Annotated in this window: 16 protein-coding genes and 2 pseudogenes; 4 read left to right on the forward strand and 14 right to left on the reverse strand. The window is 66.8% G+C overall.

Annotated features, from left to right (window positions below; all coding sequences use genetic code 11):
- Position 1: 1 nt before the first annotated feature.
- From ACSC1R_RS01070 to ACSC1R_RS01100, 7 genes are all read right to left on the reverse strand, one after another.
- Positions 2-625, reverse strand: coding sequence for a GNAT family N-acetyltransferase (locus ACSC1R_RS01070; protein WP_439027216.1), 624 nt, complete (start codon positions 623-625; stop codon positions 2-4).
- The gene (locus ACSC1R_RS01075; protein ID WP_439027217.1) at positions 622-1,251 is read right to left on the reverse strand and encodes a GNAT family N-acetyltransferase; all 630 of its coding nucleotides are present in this window, start codon (positions 1,249-1,251) and stop codon (positions 622-624) included. Before ACSC1R_RS01075 ends, ACSC1R_RS01070 begins: the two co-directional genes overlap by 4 nt.
- A 109-nt stretch (positions 1,252-1,360) precedes the next feature.
- Positions 1,361-2,818 carry a hypothetical protein gene (locus ACSC1R_RS01080; RefSeq protein ID WP_439027218.1) on the reverse strand — a complete coding sequence of 486 codons (1,458 nt, stop codon included), beginning with the start codon at positions 2,816-2,818 and terminating at the stop codon, positions 1,361-1,363.
- A gap of 57 nt (positions 2,819-2,875) precedes the next feature.
- Positions 2,876-3,331 carry a pyridoxamine 5'-phosphate oxidase family protein gene (locus ACSC1R_RS01085; protein WP_439027219.1) on the reverse strand — a complete coding sequence of 152 codons (456 nt, stop codon included), beginning with the start codon at positions 3,329-3,331 and terminating at the stop codon, positions 2,876-2,878.
- Positions 3,332-3,418: 87 nt separating this feature from the next.
- Entirely contained in the window at positions 3,419-4,258 is an 840-nt protein-coding gene (locus ACSC1R_RS01090; protein WP_439027220.1) for an SDR family NAD(P)-dependent oxidoreductase, read from the reverse strand.
- Positions 4,259-4,314: 56 nt separating this feature from the next.
- Positions 4,315-5,184 carry a hypothetical protein gene (locus ACSC1R_RS01095; RefSeq protein ID WP_439027221.1) on the reverse strand — a complete coding sequence of 290 codons (870 nt, stop codon included), beginning with the start codon at positions 5,182-5,184 and terminating at the stop codon, positions 4,315-4,317.
- Positions 5,185-5,188: 4 nt separating this feature from the next.
- Complete coding sequence (locus tag ACSC1R_RS01100; RefSeq protein ID WP_439027222.1) at positions 5,189-5,815, reverse strand: flavodoxin domain-containing protein; 627 nt, start codon at positions 5,813-5,815, stop codon at positions 5,189-5,191.
- A gap of 131 nt (positions 5,816-5,946) precedes the next feature.
- Here ACSC1R_RS01100 and ACSC1R_RS01105 point away from each other — a divergent pair, with 131 nt between their 5' ends.
- Positions 5,947-6,573 (forward strand): TMEM175 family protein, encoded by a 627-nt coding sequence (locus ACSC1R_RS01105; RefSeq protein WP_439027223.1) that lies wholly within the window; start codon positions 5,947-5,949, stop codon positions 6,571-6,573.
- Between the two features lie 227 nt (positions 6,574-6,800).
- Here the strand turns inward: ACSC1R_RS01105 and ACSC1R_RS01110 are convergent, their stop codons facing one another.
- The 3 genes from ACSC1R_RS01110 to ACSC1R_RS01120 are packed head-to-tail and all read right to left on the reverse strand — an operon-like array spanning position 6,801 to position 9,435.
- On the reverse strand, positions 6,801-7,694 hold the full coding sequence (locus ACSC1R_RS01110) for a metal ABC transporter permease (protein ID WP_439027224.1): 894 nt from the start codon (positions 7,692-7,694) through the stop codon (positions 6,801-6,803).
- A gap of 2 nt (positions 7,695-7,696) precedes the next feature.
- Positions 7,697-8,440 carry a metal ABC transporter ATP-binding protein gene (locus tag ACSC1R_RS01115; RefSeq protein ID WP_439027225.1) on the reverse strand — a complete coding sequence of 248 codons (744 nt, stop codon included), beginning with the start codon at positions 8,438-8,440 and terminating at the stop codon, positions 7,697-7,699.
- Positions 8,437-9,435, reverse strand: coding sequence for a metal ABC transporter substrate-binding protein (locus ACSC1R_RS01120; protein ID WP_439027226.1), 999 nt, complete (start codon positions 9,433-9,435; stop codon positions 8,437-8,439). The genes ACSC1R_RS01115 and ACSC1R_RS01120 overlap by 4 nt, the downstream gene beginning before the upstream one ends.
- Before the next feature lie 135 nt (positions 9,436-9,570).
- Between ACSC1R_RS01120 and ACSC1R_RS01125 the strand changes: the two genes are divergently transcribed.
- On the forward strand, positions 9,571-11,082 hold the full coding sequence (locus tag ACSC1R_RS01125; protein ID WP_439027227.1) for a replication factor C large subunit: 1,512 nt from the start codon (positions 9,571-9,573) through the stop codon (positions 11,080-11,082).
- Between the two features lie 92 nt (positions 11,083-11,174).
- Entirely contained in the window at positions 11,175-12,656 is a 1,482-nt protein-coding gene (locus ACSC1R_RS01130; RefSeq protein ID WP_439027228.1) for a hypothetical protein, read from the forward strand.
- An 8-nt stretch (positions 12,657-12,664) separates the two neighbouring features.
- Here the strand turns inward: ACSC1R_RS01130 and ACSC1R_RS01135 are convergent.
- The 3 genes and pseudogenes from ACSC1R_RS01135 to ACSC1R_RS01145 all read right to left on the reverse strand — a co-directional run.
- Positions 12,665-12,838 (reverse strand): annotated as a pseudogene (locus tag ACSC1R_RS01135) (AAA family ATPase); the annotation flags it as partial.
- Complete coding sequence (locus ACSC1R_RS01140) at positions 12,835-14,040, reverse strand: aminotransferase class I/II-fold pyridoxal phosphate-dependent enzyme (protein WP_439027229.1); 1,206 nt, start codon at positions 14,038-14,040, stop codon at positions 12,835-12,837. The pseudogene ACSC1R_RS01135 and the gene ACSC1R_RS01140, both read right to left, overlap by 4 nt.
- A gap of 110 nt (positions 14,041-14,150) precedes the next feature.
- A pseudogene (locus tag ACSC1R_RS01145) lies at positions 14,151-14,300 on the reverse strand (transcriptional regulator); the annotation flags it as partial.
- 221 nt (positions 14,301-14,521) lie between these two features.
- Between ACSC1R_RS01145 and ACSC1R_RS01150 the strand changes: the two are divergent.
- Entirely contained in the window at positions 14,522-15,793 is a 1,272-nt protein-coding gene (locus tag ACSC1R_RS01150; protein WP_439027230.1) for a S8 family serine peptidase, read from the forward strand.
- 81 nt (positions 15,794-15,874) lie between these two features.
- Here the strand turns inward: ACSC1R_RS01150 and ACSC1R_RS01155 are convergent, their stop codons facing one another.
- Positions 15,875-16,177 (reverse strand): YgaP-like transmembrane domain, encoded by a 303-nt coding sequence (locus tag ACSC1R_RS01155; RefSeq protein ID WP_439027231.1) that lies wholly within the window; start codon positions 16,175-16,177, stop codon positions 15,875-15,877.
- Positions 16,178-16,234: the final 57 nt, after the last annotated feature.

Here is a 16,234-nt window from a genome sequence, read left to right on the forward strand (position 1 = left end):
GTCAGTCGTGGATGGTCAACGCGACGGCCACGTTCGCGGCCTCGTACTGTTCGCGGGTGATGCTGTAGCGGTGGACGCTCGCGGGGTCGTCGCCGTGGGTCTGCAGGTTGCGGAAGTGGCCATCGTGCTGGCCACCCCACCGGCCCACGTACTTCTCGATGGCGCGTTTCGACTGCTCGTTCTCGTCGAGCACCGTCACGGCGACGAGATCGAGGTCGAGGCGGTCGAACGCCAGCGTGACGAAGGCGTCGGCGCGCTCGCCGGAGTAGCCCCGGCCCCAGAACGGCTTGCGGAGCCACATCCCGAAGGTGACGCTCCGTCGGTCCCAGTCGGGGTGGAGGCCCGCGGTACCGGCGAACTCGCCCGCCCCGTTCTGGTCGGCCTTCGGGTACAGGGCGTACAGTTTCCCGTCGCCCGCGTCGGCCTGCTCGCCCATCGCCCGGACGAACTCCCACGTCTCTTTCGGCGTCTGGTGGGGCTCCCAGGTCATGTACTGGGTCGCCTGCTCGATGCCCTCCTCGGTCGAGTAGTACGGGTAGACGTCGAGGGTGTCGACGGTGTCGAGCCCGACGCGCTCGAAGCGCAGGCGGTCCGTCCCGAAGCTGTCGGGGAACAGGTCGCTCATCCCTCGAACCCGTCCTCGTGGACCGTCAGGTCGACAGCAATGTCGGCCTCGTCGTACTGGTCGCGGGTGATGGTGTACCGGTGCAAGTCCCGCGGCTCGTCGTCGAGGACGACCCAGTTCCGGAGGATGCCGTCGTACTGGCCGCCCCACCGCTCGACGTACTTCTCGATGGCGCGCTTCGAGGCGTCGTTCTCGTCGGTGTGGGCGGCCGCGACGAGTTCGAGGTCGAGGTGGTCGAACGCGAGGTCGACCAGGGCGTCGGCGCGCTCGCCGGAGTAGCCTCGCCCCCAGAACGGCTCGCGGAGCCAGATGCCGAGACGGGCGGTGCGGCGGTCCCACAGCGGGATGAGCGAGGCGACGCCGGCGAACTCGCCCGCGCCCTCCTCGCCCTCCCTGGGGAACATCGCCCAGTTCGCCCGGTCGGCCTCGGTCCACTTCTCCTCGCTCTCCGAGAGATAGTCGAGGGTGTCCTTCGGCGTGTGGTGTTTGGACTTCGAGATGTGTTCGGCGGTGTCGGCGAAGCCCGGCTGGCCCATCACCTCGTACAGCTCGAACACGTCGACCGCCTGATCGAGGCGCTCGTAGCGGAGGCGCTCGGTCTCGAACGCAGTGGGGAACAGGTGCATGTCTCGCCGGTTCTCGTGGGAGTACAAAAAGCGTTCTCGGGGTGTGACACGTCCTGGCTCGGTAAAGGTGGCCGTCGGCCACCCTACTATCTTGGTGGCTTTCGCCACCCTACGTCACGAACAGCCGGTCCCGGGCCGCCTCACAGGCGGTCCGGAGCGCGTCGTCGCGGGCGCAGGCGTCGACCCAGTCGAGGAAGTCCAGTTCGCCGGGGCCGCCGAGGTACCCGAGGGCGTACACTGCCTCGCGGACGGTCCGGCGGTCGTGGCGAGTTGGGTCGGCGTACCACCTGACGACGACAGCCGGGTCCGCCAGCAGGTCGGGGACTTCGCCGTGGGTCTCGCTTGCCGCCTCCGCGGCCGCCTGGAGCGACGCCTGGACGTCGTAGCCCGCACGGGAGAGGTAGTACAGTCCGACGAGGCCGGGGAGAACAGACGGTCCCGTTCCGCAGGCCAGCGCCTCGAACCGGTCCGTCCGGCGTGCACCCAGTTCCGGTGAGGCGAGCGTGAGGTTCGCGAGGGTGATCCCGGCGAGGAACCGAACCGGGTGTTCGGTCTCGCCGTCGAGGACGTCGGTCACCCGGCTGGTGTACGGTTCGACGACGTGGGCGTGCGACCGGGCGAACTCGCGGAGCGCCGAGAGTGCGAGTGCCCGTGAGTCCGGACTCTCCTCGTCGAGCATGGCGACCAGTCGCGGGACGACCACGCCGTCGTCGACCGACAGCAGTGCGTCGGGGCGCTCCCAGGCGAGAGAGGCGATGGCGGCGGCGCTCGCCTGACGAATCGGCGCGTCGTCGTCCGCGAGGGAGGCGACGAATCGCTCTCGGACCCGTCCGTCGATGGTTCCCAGGTGCGTCAGCGCGGTCGTCACCGGGTGGAGGAACTCCCGGGAGACGACGACAGCCCCGCGCTGGGATTCGAACGCCCGGAGCAGGCTCTCCGCGACCGGCCGGACGACGTGTGGGTCGTAGGCGGCGATAGCGGCGAGTCGCTGGGCCGCGTCGGTCGGCAGTTCCTCCGCGTCGAGTCGGTCACCGAGGTCGAACGGCTCGTCGGGGTGAGGTGGCTCGGGCGCGGTACGGGTCGCCTCGACGAATCGCTGCATCGCCTCACGGTGGTGGCCTTCACAGACGTGAAGCGCGACGGCCCCACCGCTCACGACCGAGAGTTCGCGGCGCTCGCAGTGCTCACAGTCCGGGACGGTCGCTTCCACCCACTGGCGGGTGTCGTCGTGGGTCCAGTAGTCGGGCCGGGTCGAAGAACAGAGGTCGGCACCCGCTCGTGCGTACGCCTGCACGAGACGGGTGAGTTCGGACAGTTCGTCGGCGTCGGCCGGGTGGCCGTACTGCGCGAACTCGGGCCGCCACGAGAGCGTCTTCAGGCGGTTCGCGATGCGGTGGAGCGTGTCGTTGTCGAGGTCGCGCTCCACGTTGGTCGCCAGTTCGCGTCGGAAGAACGGCGCGTAGGCGTCACGGAAGGTGACGGCGTCGCTGACGCCGATGGCTGTCGCCGGCGGGTCGAACGACACGGCGGTCGCCGCCGGGAGGTCCCAGCCGGTGTCGAGAGGCATACCGGCGATTCCGCGTCCCCGTGCTTAATCCCTGCGCCCGGCGGTGGCACTCGACGGTTAACTCTCCGTGTGAGCCTCTCGCTTTCCGGCGAACTCGTACGGTTTCATCCGGTAGAACTCGAAGTCGAGCTCCTGTGGGTCGCGGTCGAACGTGTCGACCAGCGGGATGTGGATGTGGCGCATCCGGTCGAGAATCTCTGTGCCGACCGCCCCCTCGGTTATCGAGGAGAGCTGACCGGCGGCGACGACACTCTTCCAGCCGTCGTCCGTGTGGTCGTAGGTGACGAACGAGACGTGCGCGTCCCGGTCGAGCAGGTCCGCCTTCGTGCTGTCGACCCCGAACGCGAGCCTGAAGTAGAACGTCTCCTCCTCGGCGTCGTAGCCGTACGAGACCGGAATCGAGAACGGGGGCTTCTCAGGACCGGCCGACACGGAGATGACGCCTGTCCCGCCCCGTCCGAGGAACTCGTTTCGTGTGTCGTCGTCCATCTGTACGGAACGGATGTCTTCCATGCTGTATGATACCACGTCAGCGCGGAAAAATGTTCGTCGGCTTCCCGGTTCCCGGGACTCGGGACCGGGGGCCGGAAGTGACGTCACTCAGACCGGGTCGGTCGGCAGCTCGTACGGTTCCGGCTGCGCCCCGTCGACGTCGGTGAACTCGTACTCGCGGCCGAGGTCGCCGACCTTGTAGATACCGCCGGTCTTCGAGAACACGTCCTCGTCGGCCGCGAGCGCCACGACGGCCCGGCCCACGAACTCGGGCGAGTGCGTGTCCGGGGGCAGGTCCTCGCCGACCGACTCGAAGGAGTCGACGACCCGTTCCGTCCGGGTGAATCCCGGGTAGACGACAAGCGAGGTCACCCCGTCCGGTTCGAGTTCGTACGCCATCCCCTGGTGCAGGCGGTCGACCGCGGCCTTGGCAGTGTCGTACGGGACACTCCCGCGGAACTTCTCGCCGTCACCCGCGGAGATGCCGACGATGAGGCCCGCCCCTTCCCTGCGCATCATCGGGGCCGCGAGTCTGCTCGTGGTGAAGTGCGCCCGGACGCCCGCGTCGAACATCCGGTCCCAGCGGTCGATGGGCTGTTTCCAGAACGGGAACCCGAAGGTCTCGTCGTGACCTTCGTAGCCACCCCAGACGTTGTTCACCAGCAGGTCCAGCCGGCCCTGTTCGGACTCGATTCGCTCGAACAGTGCCTCGACAGCGTCGTCGTCCGTGTGGTCGCACGCGACCGCGATTCCCTCACCCCCGCGTTCTGTGACGAGTTCGGCCGTCTCCGTCACCGTGCCAGGCATGTCCTCCGTCGTGTCCTCGGCGACGCTTCGACCCGTCACGTAGACGGTCGCGCCTGCTGCGCCGAGTTCTTCCGCGATACCTCGTCCCACGCCGCGGCTCGCCCCGGTGACCAACGCGACGGTGTTCGAGAGGTCTCTCATGGGTGATATACGGTACGTATCGAGAAAAAGCCGTCTCGCAGGTTCCCGTCGTCGCGTCACCGGTCACTCGTCGCCCGGTCGGCTTCCGGTCTCGTCCGCGTCGGTCGATTGCCCGACGCGATTGCGCCGACGAATCGAGCCGTCACGACCAGCCCACCCAGACTCAGGAGGGTGAAGATGACTATCTGTCCGAGCGGGACAGCCTGTCCGTCGGCGAGCATGACGCCGACCATCGCGAGGACGGCCAGCCCGAGAGTGGTCCCCTTCACGAGCAAGACCGCGGTGATGGCGTAGCCCCACGCCCGCCCCTGCCACAGCCAGTACGCCGAGAGCACGAACGCGGGCAGGAAGACCGCGAGGTCGAGCGACTGGATGACCGGCGTGACGAGGCCGATCCCCTCGATAGCCGCTGGCGTGGTACCCGAAAGACTCGCAGGAACCACGTCCGCCAGCCAGAGCGCCCCCACCAGTAGCGCCACGATGACCTGGTAGGCGACCGCGGCACGGACCGAGGTGTCACCGACCGCCCGGCGCAGGCCGTCGGCGTCCAGCCGCACCAGCCCGGCCACGAACGTGAACAGCGTCAGCCCGAACAGCGCCACGTAGCCCAGGTAGAGCGGGTTGAACGCGGTCATCACGGCGTAGGAGGCGTACGTGTACAGCAGGTAGCCCGTGACGCCCAGCCAGACGACGTAGCCCCGGCGCGAGCCGCGAACCACCGCGAAGTACAGTGACACCGCGAGCGTCGGGACAGCCAGCGCGAGCGTCAGGAGGTCCTGCCCGTACAGTTGCGGCAGGAGCGTCTCTGCGTCGCGGTAGAGGTCGGGGACGACCAGACCGGCACCGGCGACGACAGCCGCCAGCACCAGCGTCACGAGCGACGCACCGGCGAGCGGGCGGGACATCGAGACGCGAGCGGTGGGCATCGAATCACCTCGTGGCGGCCGCGTCGGCTTCGCTCTCGTCTGCGACCGTGTCGCTCGTTTCTGTCTCGCCAGCCGCCGTCTCGTCCCCCCTGCCCTCGACGAACTCGGCGAAGCCGACCGCGAACCGGTCGACCGCGTCCCAGTCGGTGTACTCGTAGTCACGCGAGGTGTCCGTGTCGCCGGTCGCCTCACTGGCTATCTTCTTCATCATGACGCGCTTCAGGAACCCGTACTCCGAGTACCGGATGGCCCCGGCGAAGCTGGCGACCCGGTCCGGGTGCCAGTTCGTCTTCTCGACGAACTCCTCGACGTATCTGGCCGCTTCGAGCTGGCGCTCCTCGTCCTCGGCCGCACTCGAGAGGCACACCTGGAAGAACGCCGACGGGCGGGCGGAGAGCGCGAGACGGTTGTCACGGACGAACGCCACGATCTGCTTCTGGTGGGCCCCCATGTGGATGGACGCACCGACCAGAACCGCGTCGAAGGCCGCCACGTCGAGTTCGGGCGGGACGGCCGTGATATCGAGTTCCGTGACCGAATGTCCGCGAGCGGTGAGGTCGTCGGTTATCGCGTCCGCGACCTTCGCTGTCTGTCCTTCACCGGTCCCGTAGCATACGAGGAATTTGGCCATGTCTCTGTCACCAGATATAGATTCGACGTGTCGGACCGAATAGTCGTCTCAGATTCTCTCGTGGTGAGAACGACTCCGCGTGTGATGCACCCGAACAACCGCTATCCGTGATTCTGCCCTAGACGTATTGCATGGTCCGGGCGCACGAGTACGAGAACGAGGAGACGGCACGACTGGTCGCGCTGAGCGACGGCGTCATGGCCATCGCTATCACCTTGCTGGTCCTAGATATCACCGTCCCGACGCTCGAACCGGGGGTGGTAGAGGACGCCCTTCCGGGGCTGGTAATCGGGCAGTGGCACGAACTGTTCGGGTACGTTCTCAGCTTCCTGGTCATCGGCCTCTACTGGGTGCTCCACCGGCGGGCGTTCATCTACGTCACCACCCACGACCACAAGCTGCTGTGGCTCAACCTCGTCTTCCTCTTGCTGGTCGCGTTCCTGCCCTACGCCACCAGCCTGTTCACCACGCATCCGACCACCCGGTTCGGCGTCGTCTTCTACTCCTGCGTGCAGGCCCTCACCGGGTTCTCGCTCGCCCTGCTGTGGCTGTACGCGGCGCGGAAGAACCTCGTCGCAGAAGGACTCGCCTCGTCGCTGGTCCGGCTCCAGACCGCCCGGTTCCTGGGGACGCCAGTGGTCTTCACGTTCGCCGCGTTCCTCGCGCTGGTGGAGCCGGGGCTCGGCATCCTTGCGTGGCTGCTCATCGTCCCGGTCAACGCGTTCTTCGAGATCCGGCTCGCCGGGTCGACCGCCTGACCTGGTGCTCCCGCGGTCCCATGCGACCCTTCGAGTCGGAGACGACCGGACCAGAGCCAGCCCCCCACTCGCCAGCCCCGCGCTCGCCAGGAGAGGCGACGGCCGACAGAGTCGACGGGCAGTAATCTCTCGGAGGAGCCACACACGTCTCTGCGAGAGAGTTCCGCGCAGTAGCATCGTTTCGACGGCGGTACATTCGTCCTCGCGGCCACCTGGCCCGGTGTCGCTCAGCGCACCGCCGCGACCCCGAGCTTACCGATGGCGGCCGCCAGCAGGTAGCCCGCGATGGCCACGAGCACGATGGTCCCGCCAGCGGCGATGCCGTAGGTGTACGAGAGCGTCGTACCCGAGAGCACCGCGACCTGAGCCGCGACGATGGCGAGCACGAGCGACTGGCGGAAGCTCCGGGCGACCTGCATCGCCGTGGCGACAGGGACGACCAGCAACGCGGCGACGAGGATGACACCCATCATCTGCATTGCTCCAACGACCACCAGTGCGGTGAGGACCACGAGCAGGCGGTTCAGCCAGTCCACGTTCACACCGGCGGTGTGGGCCGCCGCCTCGTCGAAGGTGACGTACAGGAGCTTTCGGTAGGAGACGAGGACCACGACGGCGACCACGATGCTCAGGACGACCAGCCGCTCGACGGAGGAGCGGGTCAGCGTCGAGAGGCTCCCGAAGAGGTACTGGCTGATGCCGACCGCGATGCCGCCGCTGGTGAGGCTGATGAGGACCGTCCCGAGGGCGAACCCGCCGGTGAGGACGATGGCCATCGACACGTCGTTGTACACCTCGGTGTGCTCCGAGAGCACCTGGATGAGCAACGCGGCCAGCACAGCGACCACGAGCGCGGAGAGGTAGGGAGAGATGGCCGTCCCGAACGCCTCACCGAGGAACAGACCGACGGCGACCCCGGCGAAGGCAGTGTGGGCGAGCGTGTCGCCGATCATCGACAGTTGCCGGTGAACCAGGAACGACCCGACCAGCGGGGCGACGACCGCGATGCAGACGCCAGCGACGAACGCGCGCTGCATGAACGGGTAGCCGAGCATCTCGGCGAAGAAGCCGAGCAGGGCGGGCTGGAACAGGGACGCGGTGGAGAGTGTGAGGGTAACCATGGTCAGTGGTGGTGGTTGTGGTCGAGCAGCCGCTGGTTCGCGCCGTAGGCGTCCGCGAGGGCGTCGCTCTCGGAGAAGTCGAGCGAGTCCCCGTGGAAGAACAGCGACCGGTTGATGCAGGCGACTGTGGTGGTGTAGGCGGTGACGACGCCGATGTCGTGTTCGACGAGGACGATGGTCAGCCCCTCCGCGTTCAGGTCCCGGAGCAGGTCGTAGAACGCCTCGCGGGACTCGGCGTCGACGCCGACGGTCGGCTCGTCGAGCGCGAGCAGGTCGGCTTCGGCGGCGAGCGCCCGGGCGATGAACACTCGCTGTTGCTGGCCGCCCGAGAGCGTCGAGACGCGGCGGTCCTGCAGGTCAGTGACACCGACCCGGTCCATGGCCGCCGCGACTGCCTCGCGGTCCGTCGGCCCGAATCGTCCCAGTCCGACGTGGGGGTACCGACCCATTCTGACGACCTCGCGGACCGTGATGGGCATCCCGCTTGCGGTCCCGGTCGTCTCCTGGGCGACGTAGCCGACTCTGGTCCCGTCGGAGAAGGTGTGTACCGGTTCGCCGAACAGTCTGACCTCGCCACTGTCGGGTCGGGCCAGCCCGAGCACGAGGCGGAGCAGGGTCGTCTTTCCCGACCCGTTCGGCCCAACGAGTCCGAGGAACTCGCCCGCCTCGACGCTCAGCGAGACGTCCTCGACCGCTGGCTGTCCCCCGTAGCCGAAGGTCACGTCGGTGAGTTCGACGACGCTCATTCGGCTCCCAGCGCCTTCGCCAGTGACGACAGGTTCACGTTCTCCATCACGTCGACGTAGCCCCAGCCCTGCTCGTGCCACTCGTCGGTGAGGCTCGGAACGGGGGTCAAGGGCAGGACCTCGGCCGCGTCGGTCTCCGCGACGAGCTGGTTCGCCGCCCGGTCGGATTCGAACATCGGCGCGAGCACGTACTCCACGTCGTGCTCGTCAATGACGGCCTGGGCGCGCTTGATGTCCTTCGGGGTGGGCGTCGCGTCCGGCGCGAGCCCGGTCAGCGCCTCGACGTGGAAGTCGTAGCGGTTTCCGAGGTACCGGAAGGAGTTGTGGCCCGCGACGAGGACGGTGTCGGTCGTCCGGTCGGCCAGTCGCTCCTCGAACGTCGCGTCCATGGCCGCGAGGCGGTCAGCGAACGCCTCCGCGTTCTCCGCGTAGGTGGCCTCGTTGTCCGGGTCGACCTGTGCGAGGCCGTCGGCGATCGTCTGGACCGCCCGGGACGCCCGGTCGGCGTCCAGCCAGAAGTGCGGGTCCGCCGCGCCGTGGTCGTGTTCGTCGTGGTGCTCCTCGTCGTGGTGCTCTTCGTCGTCGTGACCGTCTTCCTCGTGGCCGCCGTCGGCCGACAGCAGGTCGATTCCTTCCCAGGCCTCGACGACCGTCACAGCCGCCCCGTCGTCGCGGACGTTCCGGACCAGCTTGTCGGCCCAGGGCTGGAACCCCTCGCCGACGTAGACGAAGGCGTCGGCCCGGAGTACCTTCCGCTGGACGTCGGGAGCCGGCTCCCAACCGTGGCCGTGCTGGCCGAACGGGACCAGGTTGTTCACCTGTACGTCGTCCCCCGCCACGTTGCTCGCGAAGTCCGAGACCACGAAGAACGAGGACTGGACCGTCGTCCCGCCGTCGTCCCCGGACCCGGTCGTCACGGACCCGAGACAGCCTGCGAGGGCTGCTGTCGCTGCTGCGCTCCCGAGAAGGACGCTTCGTCGCGTCGTTCGTTCCATGTTACTAACTGAATCTGTACCGTTAATAGCTCTTGTTAATCTAGAATTAGATATTAACAAGCCGTGGGCAGCAGCCCAGTGGGCGCGATGGCCGCTCCGCAACCACTAAACGCGGCTCACACCAACCACCGTGCAATGGCTGACTGGACCGAAAAGTACCGCCCACAGACCCTGTCGGAGGTCCGGGGGAACGACAAGGCCCGCAAGAGCCTGAAGCAGTGGGCCGACTCGTGGGACGACCACCGGCAGGCCGCCATCCTCCACGGCTCGCCGGGGGTCGGCAAGACCTCCGCGGCACACGCGCTGGCCAACGACATGGGGTGGCCGGTGATGGAACTGAACGCGAGTGATTCTCGAACGGCGGACGACATCAAGCGCTTCGCCGGGCGCGCGTCGCAGAACCAGACGCTCGGCGGGGGCAGTGGCGGCCGTCAGTTGCTCATCGTGGACGAGGCCGACAACTTTCACGGAAACAGCGACTACGGCGGCTCGCGCGAGGTGACCCGCATCGTCAAGGAGGCGAACCAGCCCATCGTCCTCATCGCGAACGAGTTCTACGACATGAGCAACAGCCTCCGGAACGCCTGCGAGGACATCCAGTTCCGGGACGTCTCCAAGCGCTCTATCGTTCCGGTGCTCCGTGACCTCTGCCGGAAGGAGGGCATCGAGTACGAACAGGAGGCGTTGCAGAAAATCGCCGAGAACACGAGTGGGGACCTGCGCTCGGCCGTCAACGACCTGCAGGCGCTCGCCGAACAGGGCCAACGCCTGACCGTCGACGACGTGGTGATGGGCGAGCGCGACAAGACCGAGGGCATCTTCGACTTCCTCGACGACGTCATCAAGCACAAGGGCGCACAGGAGGCGCTGTACGCGGCCTACGACGTGGACGAGACGCCCGACGACCTGCTGAACTGGGTCGAGGACAACGTCCCGAAGGATTATCGGGGCGACGAACTCGCCGACGCCTACGGCTACCTCGCGAGGGGAGACACCTGGCTCGGGCGGGTGCGCTCGACACAGGACTACTCGTTCTGGCGCTACGTCACCGACAACGTCGCTGCGGGCGTTGCGGCCTCGCGCCAGCACGACCACGGTGGGTGGACCCGCTACGGGCCGCCGAGCTACTGGTCGAAGCTCGGTCGCTCGAAAGGCACGCGAAAGAAACGCGACGCCATCGCCCGGAAGATCGCCGAGAAGGGCGGGTTCAGCATCTCGACGGCGCGACGCGACGTGATGCCGTTCCTGGCGACGATGACCCACCACTGCAAGCCCCGTGACCTGACCGTCCAGATGGCGGCGGTGTACGAGTTCGACGCCGCCGAAGTGTCGTTCATCACGGGCAGCGGAGAGAGCACCAACAAGGTGCAGGACATCGTCGCGGACGCCGAGGAACTGCGCGAGACCGTAGCCGTAGAACACTCCGGCGGCGCGTTCGAGGGCTTCGCGAGCGACTCGACACGAAACGGAGCAGACACAGCACAGGAGGCCGACGGTGGCCACTCAGCGGACCAGGAGTCGTCGACCGACGGCCAGCAGACCCTCGGTGAGGAGAATTCCGCTGACACGTCCGAGCCGGCGGAAGAATCGGAGGACGACGACGCAGAGACGGACGACGGCCAGTCTGGACTTGACGACTGGATGTAGCGTTCGAACATAGTTAAACTTCGAAGGTGTTCTGCGGTGAAAATATCGCAAGACTCAAGTCTTCCAAATCCTGTTTTTCGTGTAGTTTTCCGATGAAACGCCCGCTTCTTGCGCTGACGTTGGCCCTCATGCTCCTGGTGGCTGGCTGTAACACCACCGACCAGGGAACCTCGACGACCGTCGAAGGAACCGAGGTTCCGACGTCCGCCGCCACGACCGCACAGACGACCACAGAGACACAGACAGAAACGCAGACCGCGACCGACACGACCACGTCCGAGCCCGCCAAGGAGTCCTGCCAGTACTCCGGAAAGGGCGACGACGACATCGTCCAGGAGAGCGGCGTCTGCCTCGGCTTCGACGCCGACCAGGTGTACCGGAACATCCTCGAGATGACCGGCTCGAACGTCACGCAGGGACCGTCCATCCAGTCGAAGAGTCCCGACCAGACCACGCCGTACACGTTCGAGCAGTTCGGGTTCAGCAACCAGTCGTTCCAGGCCGTCATGGGAATCGCGCCCGAGACCACGCCCCAGGTGTACGTCGCCGGCTACGCCCAGCCACAGAACAACCCCGACGGCGGCGTCGAGGTCAACGTCGTGATGCGGTACATCGCGAAGCAGGACGGCTCACCCGCCCCCGGCCGCACGCAGAACGCCTCCGAAGCGGAGGTCACGGCCGCCCACGAGTTCCTGCATGCTATCCAGTTCTACCAGGGCAGTCAGGACCGCCTCGCCTCGAACCTCCGCAGTGACGGCGTGAACCTCGCAAACGTCGAGACCTCCCTCATCGAGGGCAGTGCGGTCTACTTCGAGAGCGAGTACCAGGAGCAGTACATGGGCAAAGAAGCGGCCTCCCGCTCGGTCGAGCAGTGGGCGAACTCCTCTGCGTTCTCGATGTACCAGCTCGGCCCGTACGTGATGGGCGAGCGCTACACCAAGTTCCGTGTCAACTCCACCGCCGAGTTCGAGAAACTGTACGACAACCCCGCGGTCACGATGGAACAGATCATGCACAACAAGATGCCCGACGAGGACCTCCCGAAGGAACTCACCGTCGAACAGGGCTCCGATTCGGTGTGGAACCAGTACTCCAAGTCGACGAAGGGCGAACTGTTCCTGCGCTCGTCGCTCCGCGCCGAAGTCTCGGGTGAACTCGCCGCCGCCGGGGCCGAGGGCTGGGGCGCGGACCGCCTGATGCAGTTCCAGAACACCAGCTACGCCGAGAGCTACAAGTACGGCTACGGCTGGACGGTCCGCTTCGACGACGCCGCCGAGAAGGAGGAGTTCGTCGACATCTACCAGCAGTGGCTGGACTCGCGCGGTGAGGAGCAAAACGGTGTCTACGTCATGGACACCGAGCACACCTACCGCATGGTCGACATCGACAGCGAGACGGTCGCCATCCTGGCCGGCCACGAGGACTTCGTGACCCAGGCCACCGCGACGGGGAACAACTCCCACGTCACCATCACGATGACCGACTCCCAGCAGACCGGTAGCGTGCAGGCGGACGACGACAGTGACGAGCGCGTGGTCGTCGGACAGCAGGCACCGACCAGGGTCGTCGCCTAAGCCGACTCGCCACAGGCATTCTGCACGAATCCGGCGTCGTCGTCCGGCGGGTAGCCGGTCTGGCAGGGTTTGACTGCGCGGGCGTCGACCCCGTCTTCCCGGAGCCAGCCCGTCAACCCGGCGGTGACGACCGTTTTCCCGACGCCGGTGCCCGTCCCGACGACGGCCAGCCGACGGCTCACAGCAGGCCCACCTCCTCCCCGGCGGCCCGGAACGCCTCGATGCACGTCTCGATGTCCGCCTTCGAGTGGGTCGCCATCGGGACGACCCGGAGACGGCTCGTCCCCTCGGGGACGGTCGGCGGCCGGATGGCCGGTGCGACGACGCCCCGCTCGCGGACCGCTTCGGCCAGCGCCAGTGCGTCCACCCGGTCACCGACGACGACGGGGAGTATCTGGGAGTCACCCCAGACGTGGTAGCCGAGGTCTACGAGCCCGGCTCGGAGGTGGGCGACGTTGCTCCAGAGACGGTCCCGGCACTCGCCGTGGCGAGTGATGTGAAGCGCCTCGCTGGCGGCCGCGGCCGCTGGCGGAGCCAGCCCGGTCGAGAAGACGAACGACCGCGCGGTGTTCACGAGGTATTCCACGAGTGCCTCGCTCCCTGCGACGTAGCCGCCCTGGCTGGCGAGCGCCTTCGAGAGCGTCCCCATCTGGACGTGGACGCGGTCAGCCAGCCCCTCGCGCTGGACGATGCCGCCGCCGTGGTCGTACAGGCCCGTCGCGTGCGCCTCGTCGACCATCACCCACGCGCCGAAGGCCTCGGCGGCGTCGCAGATAGCCCCGAGGGGCGCGACCGTCCCGTCCATGCTGGAGACGCTGTCGGTGACCACGAGCCACGACTCGGTGGCGGGGTGGGTCTCGGCGCGGTGGGTCAGCTCCTCGCGGAGCGAGTCGGCGTCGCAGTGGTCGTAGACGACGACGTCGGCCCCGGAGAGCCGACAGCCGTCGACGATGCTCGCGTGGTTCAACTCGTCCGAGAAGACCACGTCCGGGGAGAGCGCCGCGATGGTCCCGACGTTGGCGGCGTAGCCCGACGAGAACGCGAGCGCGCGGTCGGTGCCATTCACCTCCGAGAGTTGCATCTCGAGGTCGCGATGGACGAGCGTGTCACCCGTCACCAGTCGGCTCGAACCGGCTCCGGTTCCGACGACTTCGGCCGCCTGCGATGCCGCTTCCTGGACGCGGTCGTGCTGTGTCAGGCCGAGGTAGTTGTTCGAGGCGAACACGAGGTGCTGTCGGCCGTCGAGGACGGGGAGTCCCACACCAGGGTCGGGGGCGAAGTAGCTCCGTTCTGCGACCCGGTCGACCGGGGCGAGGTCTCTGTAGAGGGCTGCGTCACGGCGGGCTGCGACTCGGTCGGCAAGGTCGAACCCACGGTTACTCATCTGGTTCAGTGTTCTCATATCCCATCTTGAACTGTTCGGAATCTCGATACAGGTACTCGCGAGCGAGAGTATTCACTTCGTTGAGGGCTGTCGCGGCCGCTCCGGGCCTCTCAGAACCCGGGCATGAGCTCCGCGGGGCCGAACACACCGTACCGTCCGTCGCGGTTCATCCGCACCCCGGCTTTCATGTAACCGAGTGCGGGGCCGTTCACGTTCGCTTCCATGCTCGGACAGTCGTCGACCGTCCGGTTTCCTGTCTCGTGAACCACGTTCTGGCTGTTGTTGGCGATTTCACTATCGATGGGGTCGGGGTAGAAAGCGAGGAACGGTTATCGCGGTCGGTTTAGACGGTGAGTACCCGGTCGAGGGGCGACGACGAAGCTTTACAGAGTTAGTAATACAGCCTATAATTTCGATGTTAGGCGGTAATTTAGCGGACAAAGTAGTAAATATTAAGTCATGCTGGCGCGGCGTTAGTGACATGGTGGACCACACCAGACGTGACGTTCTCAAGCTCAGTGGGGGAATACTCGGTGGCATCGCGGTCGGCTCGACCGTAACAGCGGCCGAATCGACTGACCGATTCATCGTCGAAGCGAAGAAACTGAAAAAGAAGGACCTGAAGGGCCTCGACCTCGTTCACGAACTTCCCGGCGTGAAGTTCTCCGTGGTCGAAGGCGCGAAATCCGCCGTCGCGGACCTCGGCGTGAACTTCGCCCCCGACATCGAGATGCAACTCAGCGACCCCGTCCAGGCGCAAGCGTCCGAACTCGAGGACGAACCGCTGTACGGTCTCCAGTGGGATAAGGAAGCCATCAACGCGCCCGAGGCCCACGAGGTGACCCGTGGTGAGGGCACCCGCATCGCCATCGTCGACAGTGGTGTCGACGGCTCACACCCCGACCTCGCGCCGAACCTGAACGCCGCCCTCTCCCGTGACTTCACGGGCGACGGCTACGGGGCACCCGGCCCGTACGGCGGCGACCACGGCACACACGTCGCCGGCATCGCCGCGGCGTCCGACCAGAACGACGTCGGCATCGGCGGCACCGCACCCGCCGCCGAACTCGTCGACTGCCGCGTCTTCTCGACCGAAGCAGGTGCCTCGTTCGCAGACATCCTCGCAGCGAACGTCTACGCCGCGAGCATCGGCTGTGACGTCATCAACATGAGCATCGGCGCCTACCCCGTGCCCCGGAAGGGCCTCGGTGAATTCTACGGCAAGGTCCTCAACAGCACGATGTCGTGGGTCCGCCGCCAGGGCTCGCTCGTCGTCGTCTCCGCGGGCAACGACGCGGCCGACCTCCAGCACGACGGCGACGTCATCTCGCTGCCGAACGAGGCGTCCAACGTCATGTCTATCTCCGCGACCGGTCCCATCGGCTTCAACTGGGGCGACGAGGGCCTCGAAGCACCCGCCCACAGCCCGTCGTTCTACACGAACTACGGCACGAACGCGATCGACCTCGGTGCACCCGGTGGCAACGCAGACCTCGAGGCCGCCGGAAACGATGTCCCCGGCTGGTACTACGACCTCGTCTTCAGTACCATCCCCGGTGGCTACGGCTGGAAGGCGGGCACCTCGATGGCCGCCCCGAACGTCGCAGGGGCAGCCGCGCTCGTCGCCAGCCAGCTGGACACGTCGAACGCGAACAAGGTCAAGAAGGCGCTCCGGAACTCCGCCCGCGATGTCGGGAACAAGGAGTACTACGGCGCTGGCTTCCTCGACGCCGAGGCGGCCGTGAAGAAGTAACGGCGGATACACCAGCCCCCGTCGAAACCCTTCGAGTCTTTTCTTTTTCGCACACCGACTCACCGGCGAGCCGCCGGCTCGTCACTCCCGGTACGTGCTCCGTCCGAGCGACTGGTTCACCGGACAGTACTGTGCGCGAGCCTCGTAGATGAGGAACGCGCCGGTCAGCAACGGCAGCGCCCCCAGTGCGATGGTCGACACGCTGTTCAGGACGGCCAGTGAGAAGAACACGAGTGCCGCCAGTACCAGGACGGTGCCAAGCACGTACCGGGTCGTCTGCTCGACGCCACCGACGTTGCGCTCGTGGCCGACACCGAACGTCCAGCGGTAGAACCGCCCCGCCGCGTTCCCGGGGCTACCGCGAGTCTTGCCAATAGATGCCATGTAGTACGTTGTCACTGCGTGGCGATACGTGTTCCCAGAGAACGACCCGGACCGGTC

The sequence above is a fragment of the Haloarchaeobius ordinarius genome (assembly GCF_051801355.1).
Taxonomy (GTDB): Archaea; Halobacteriota; Halobacteria; order Halobacteriales; family Natrialbaceae; genus Haloarchaeobius.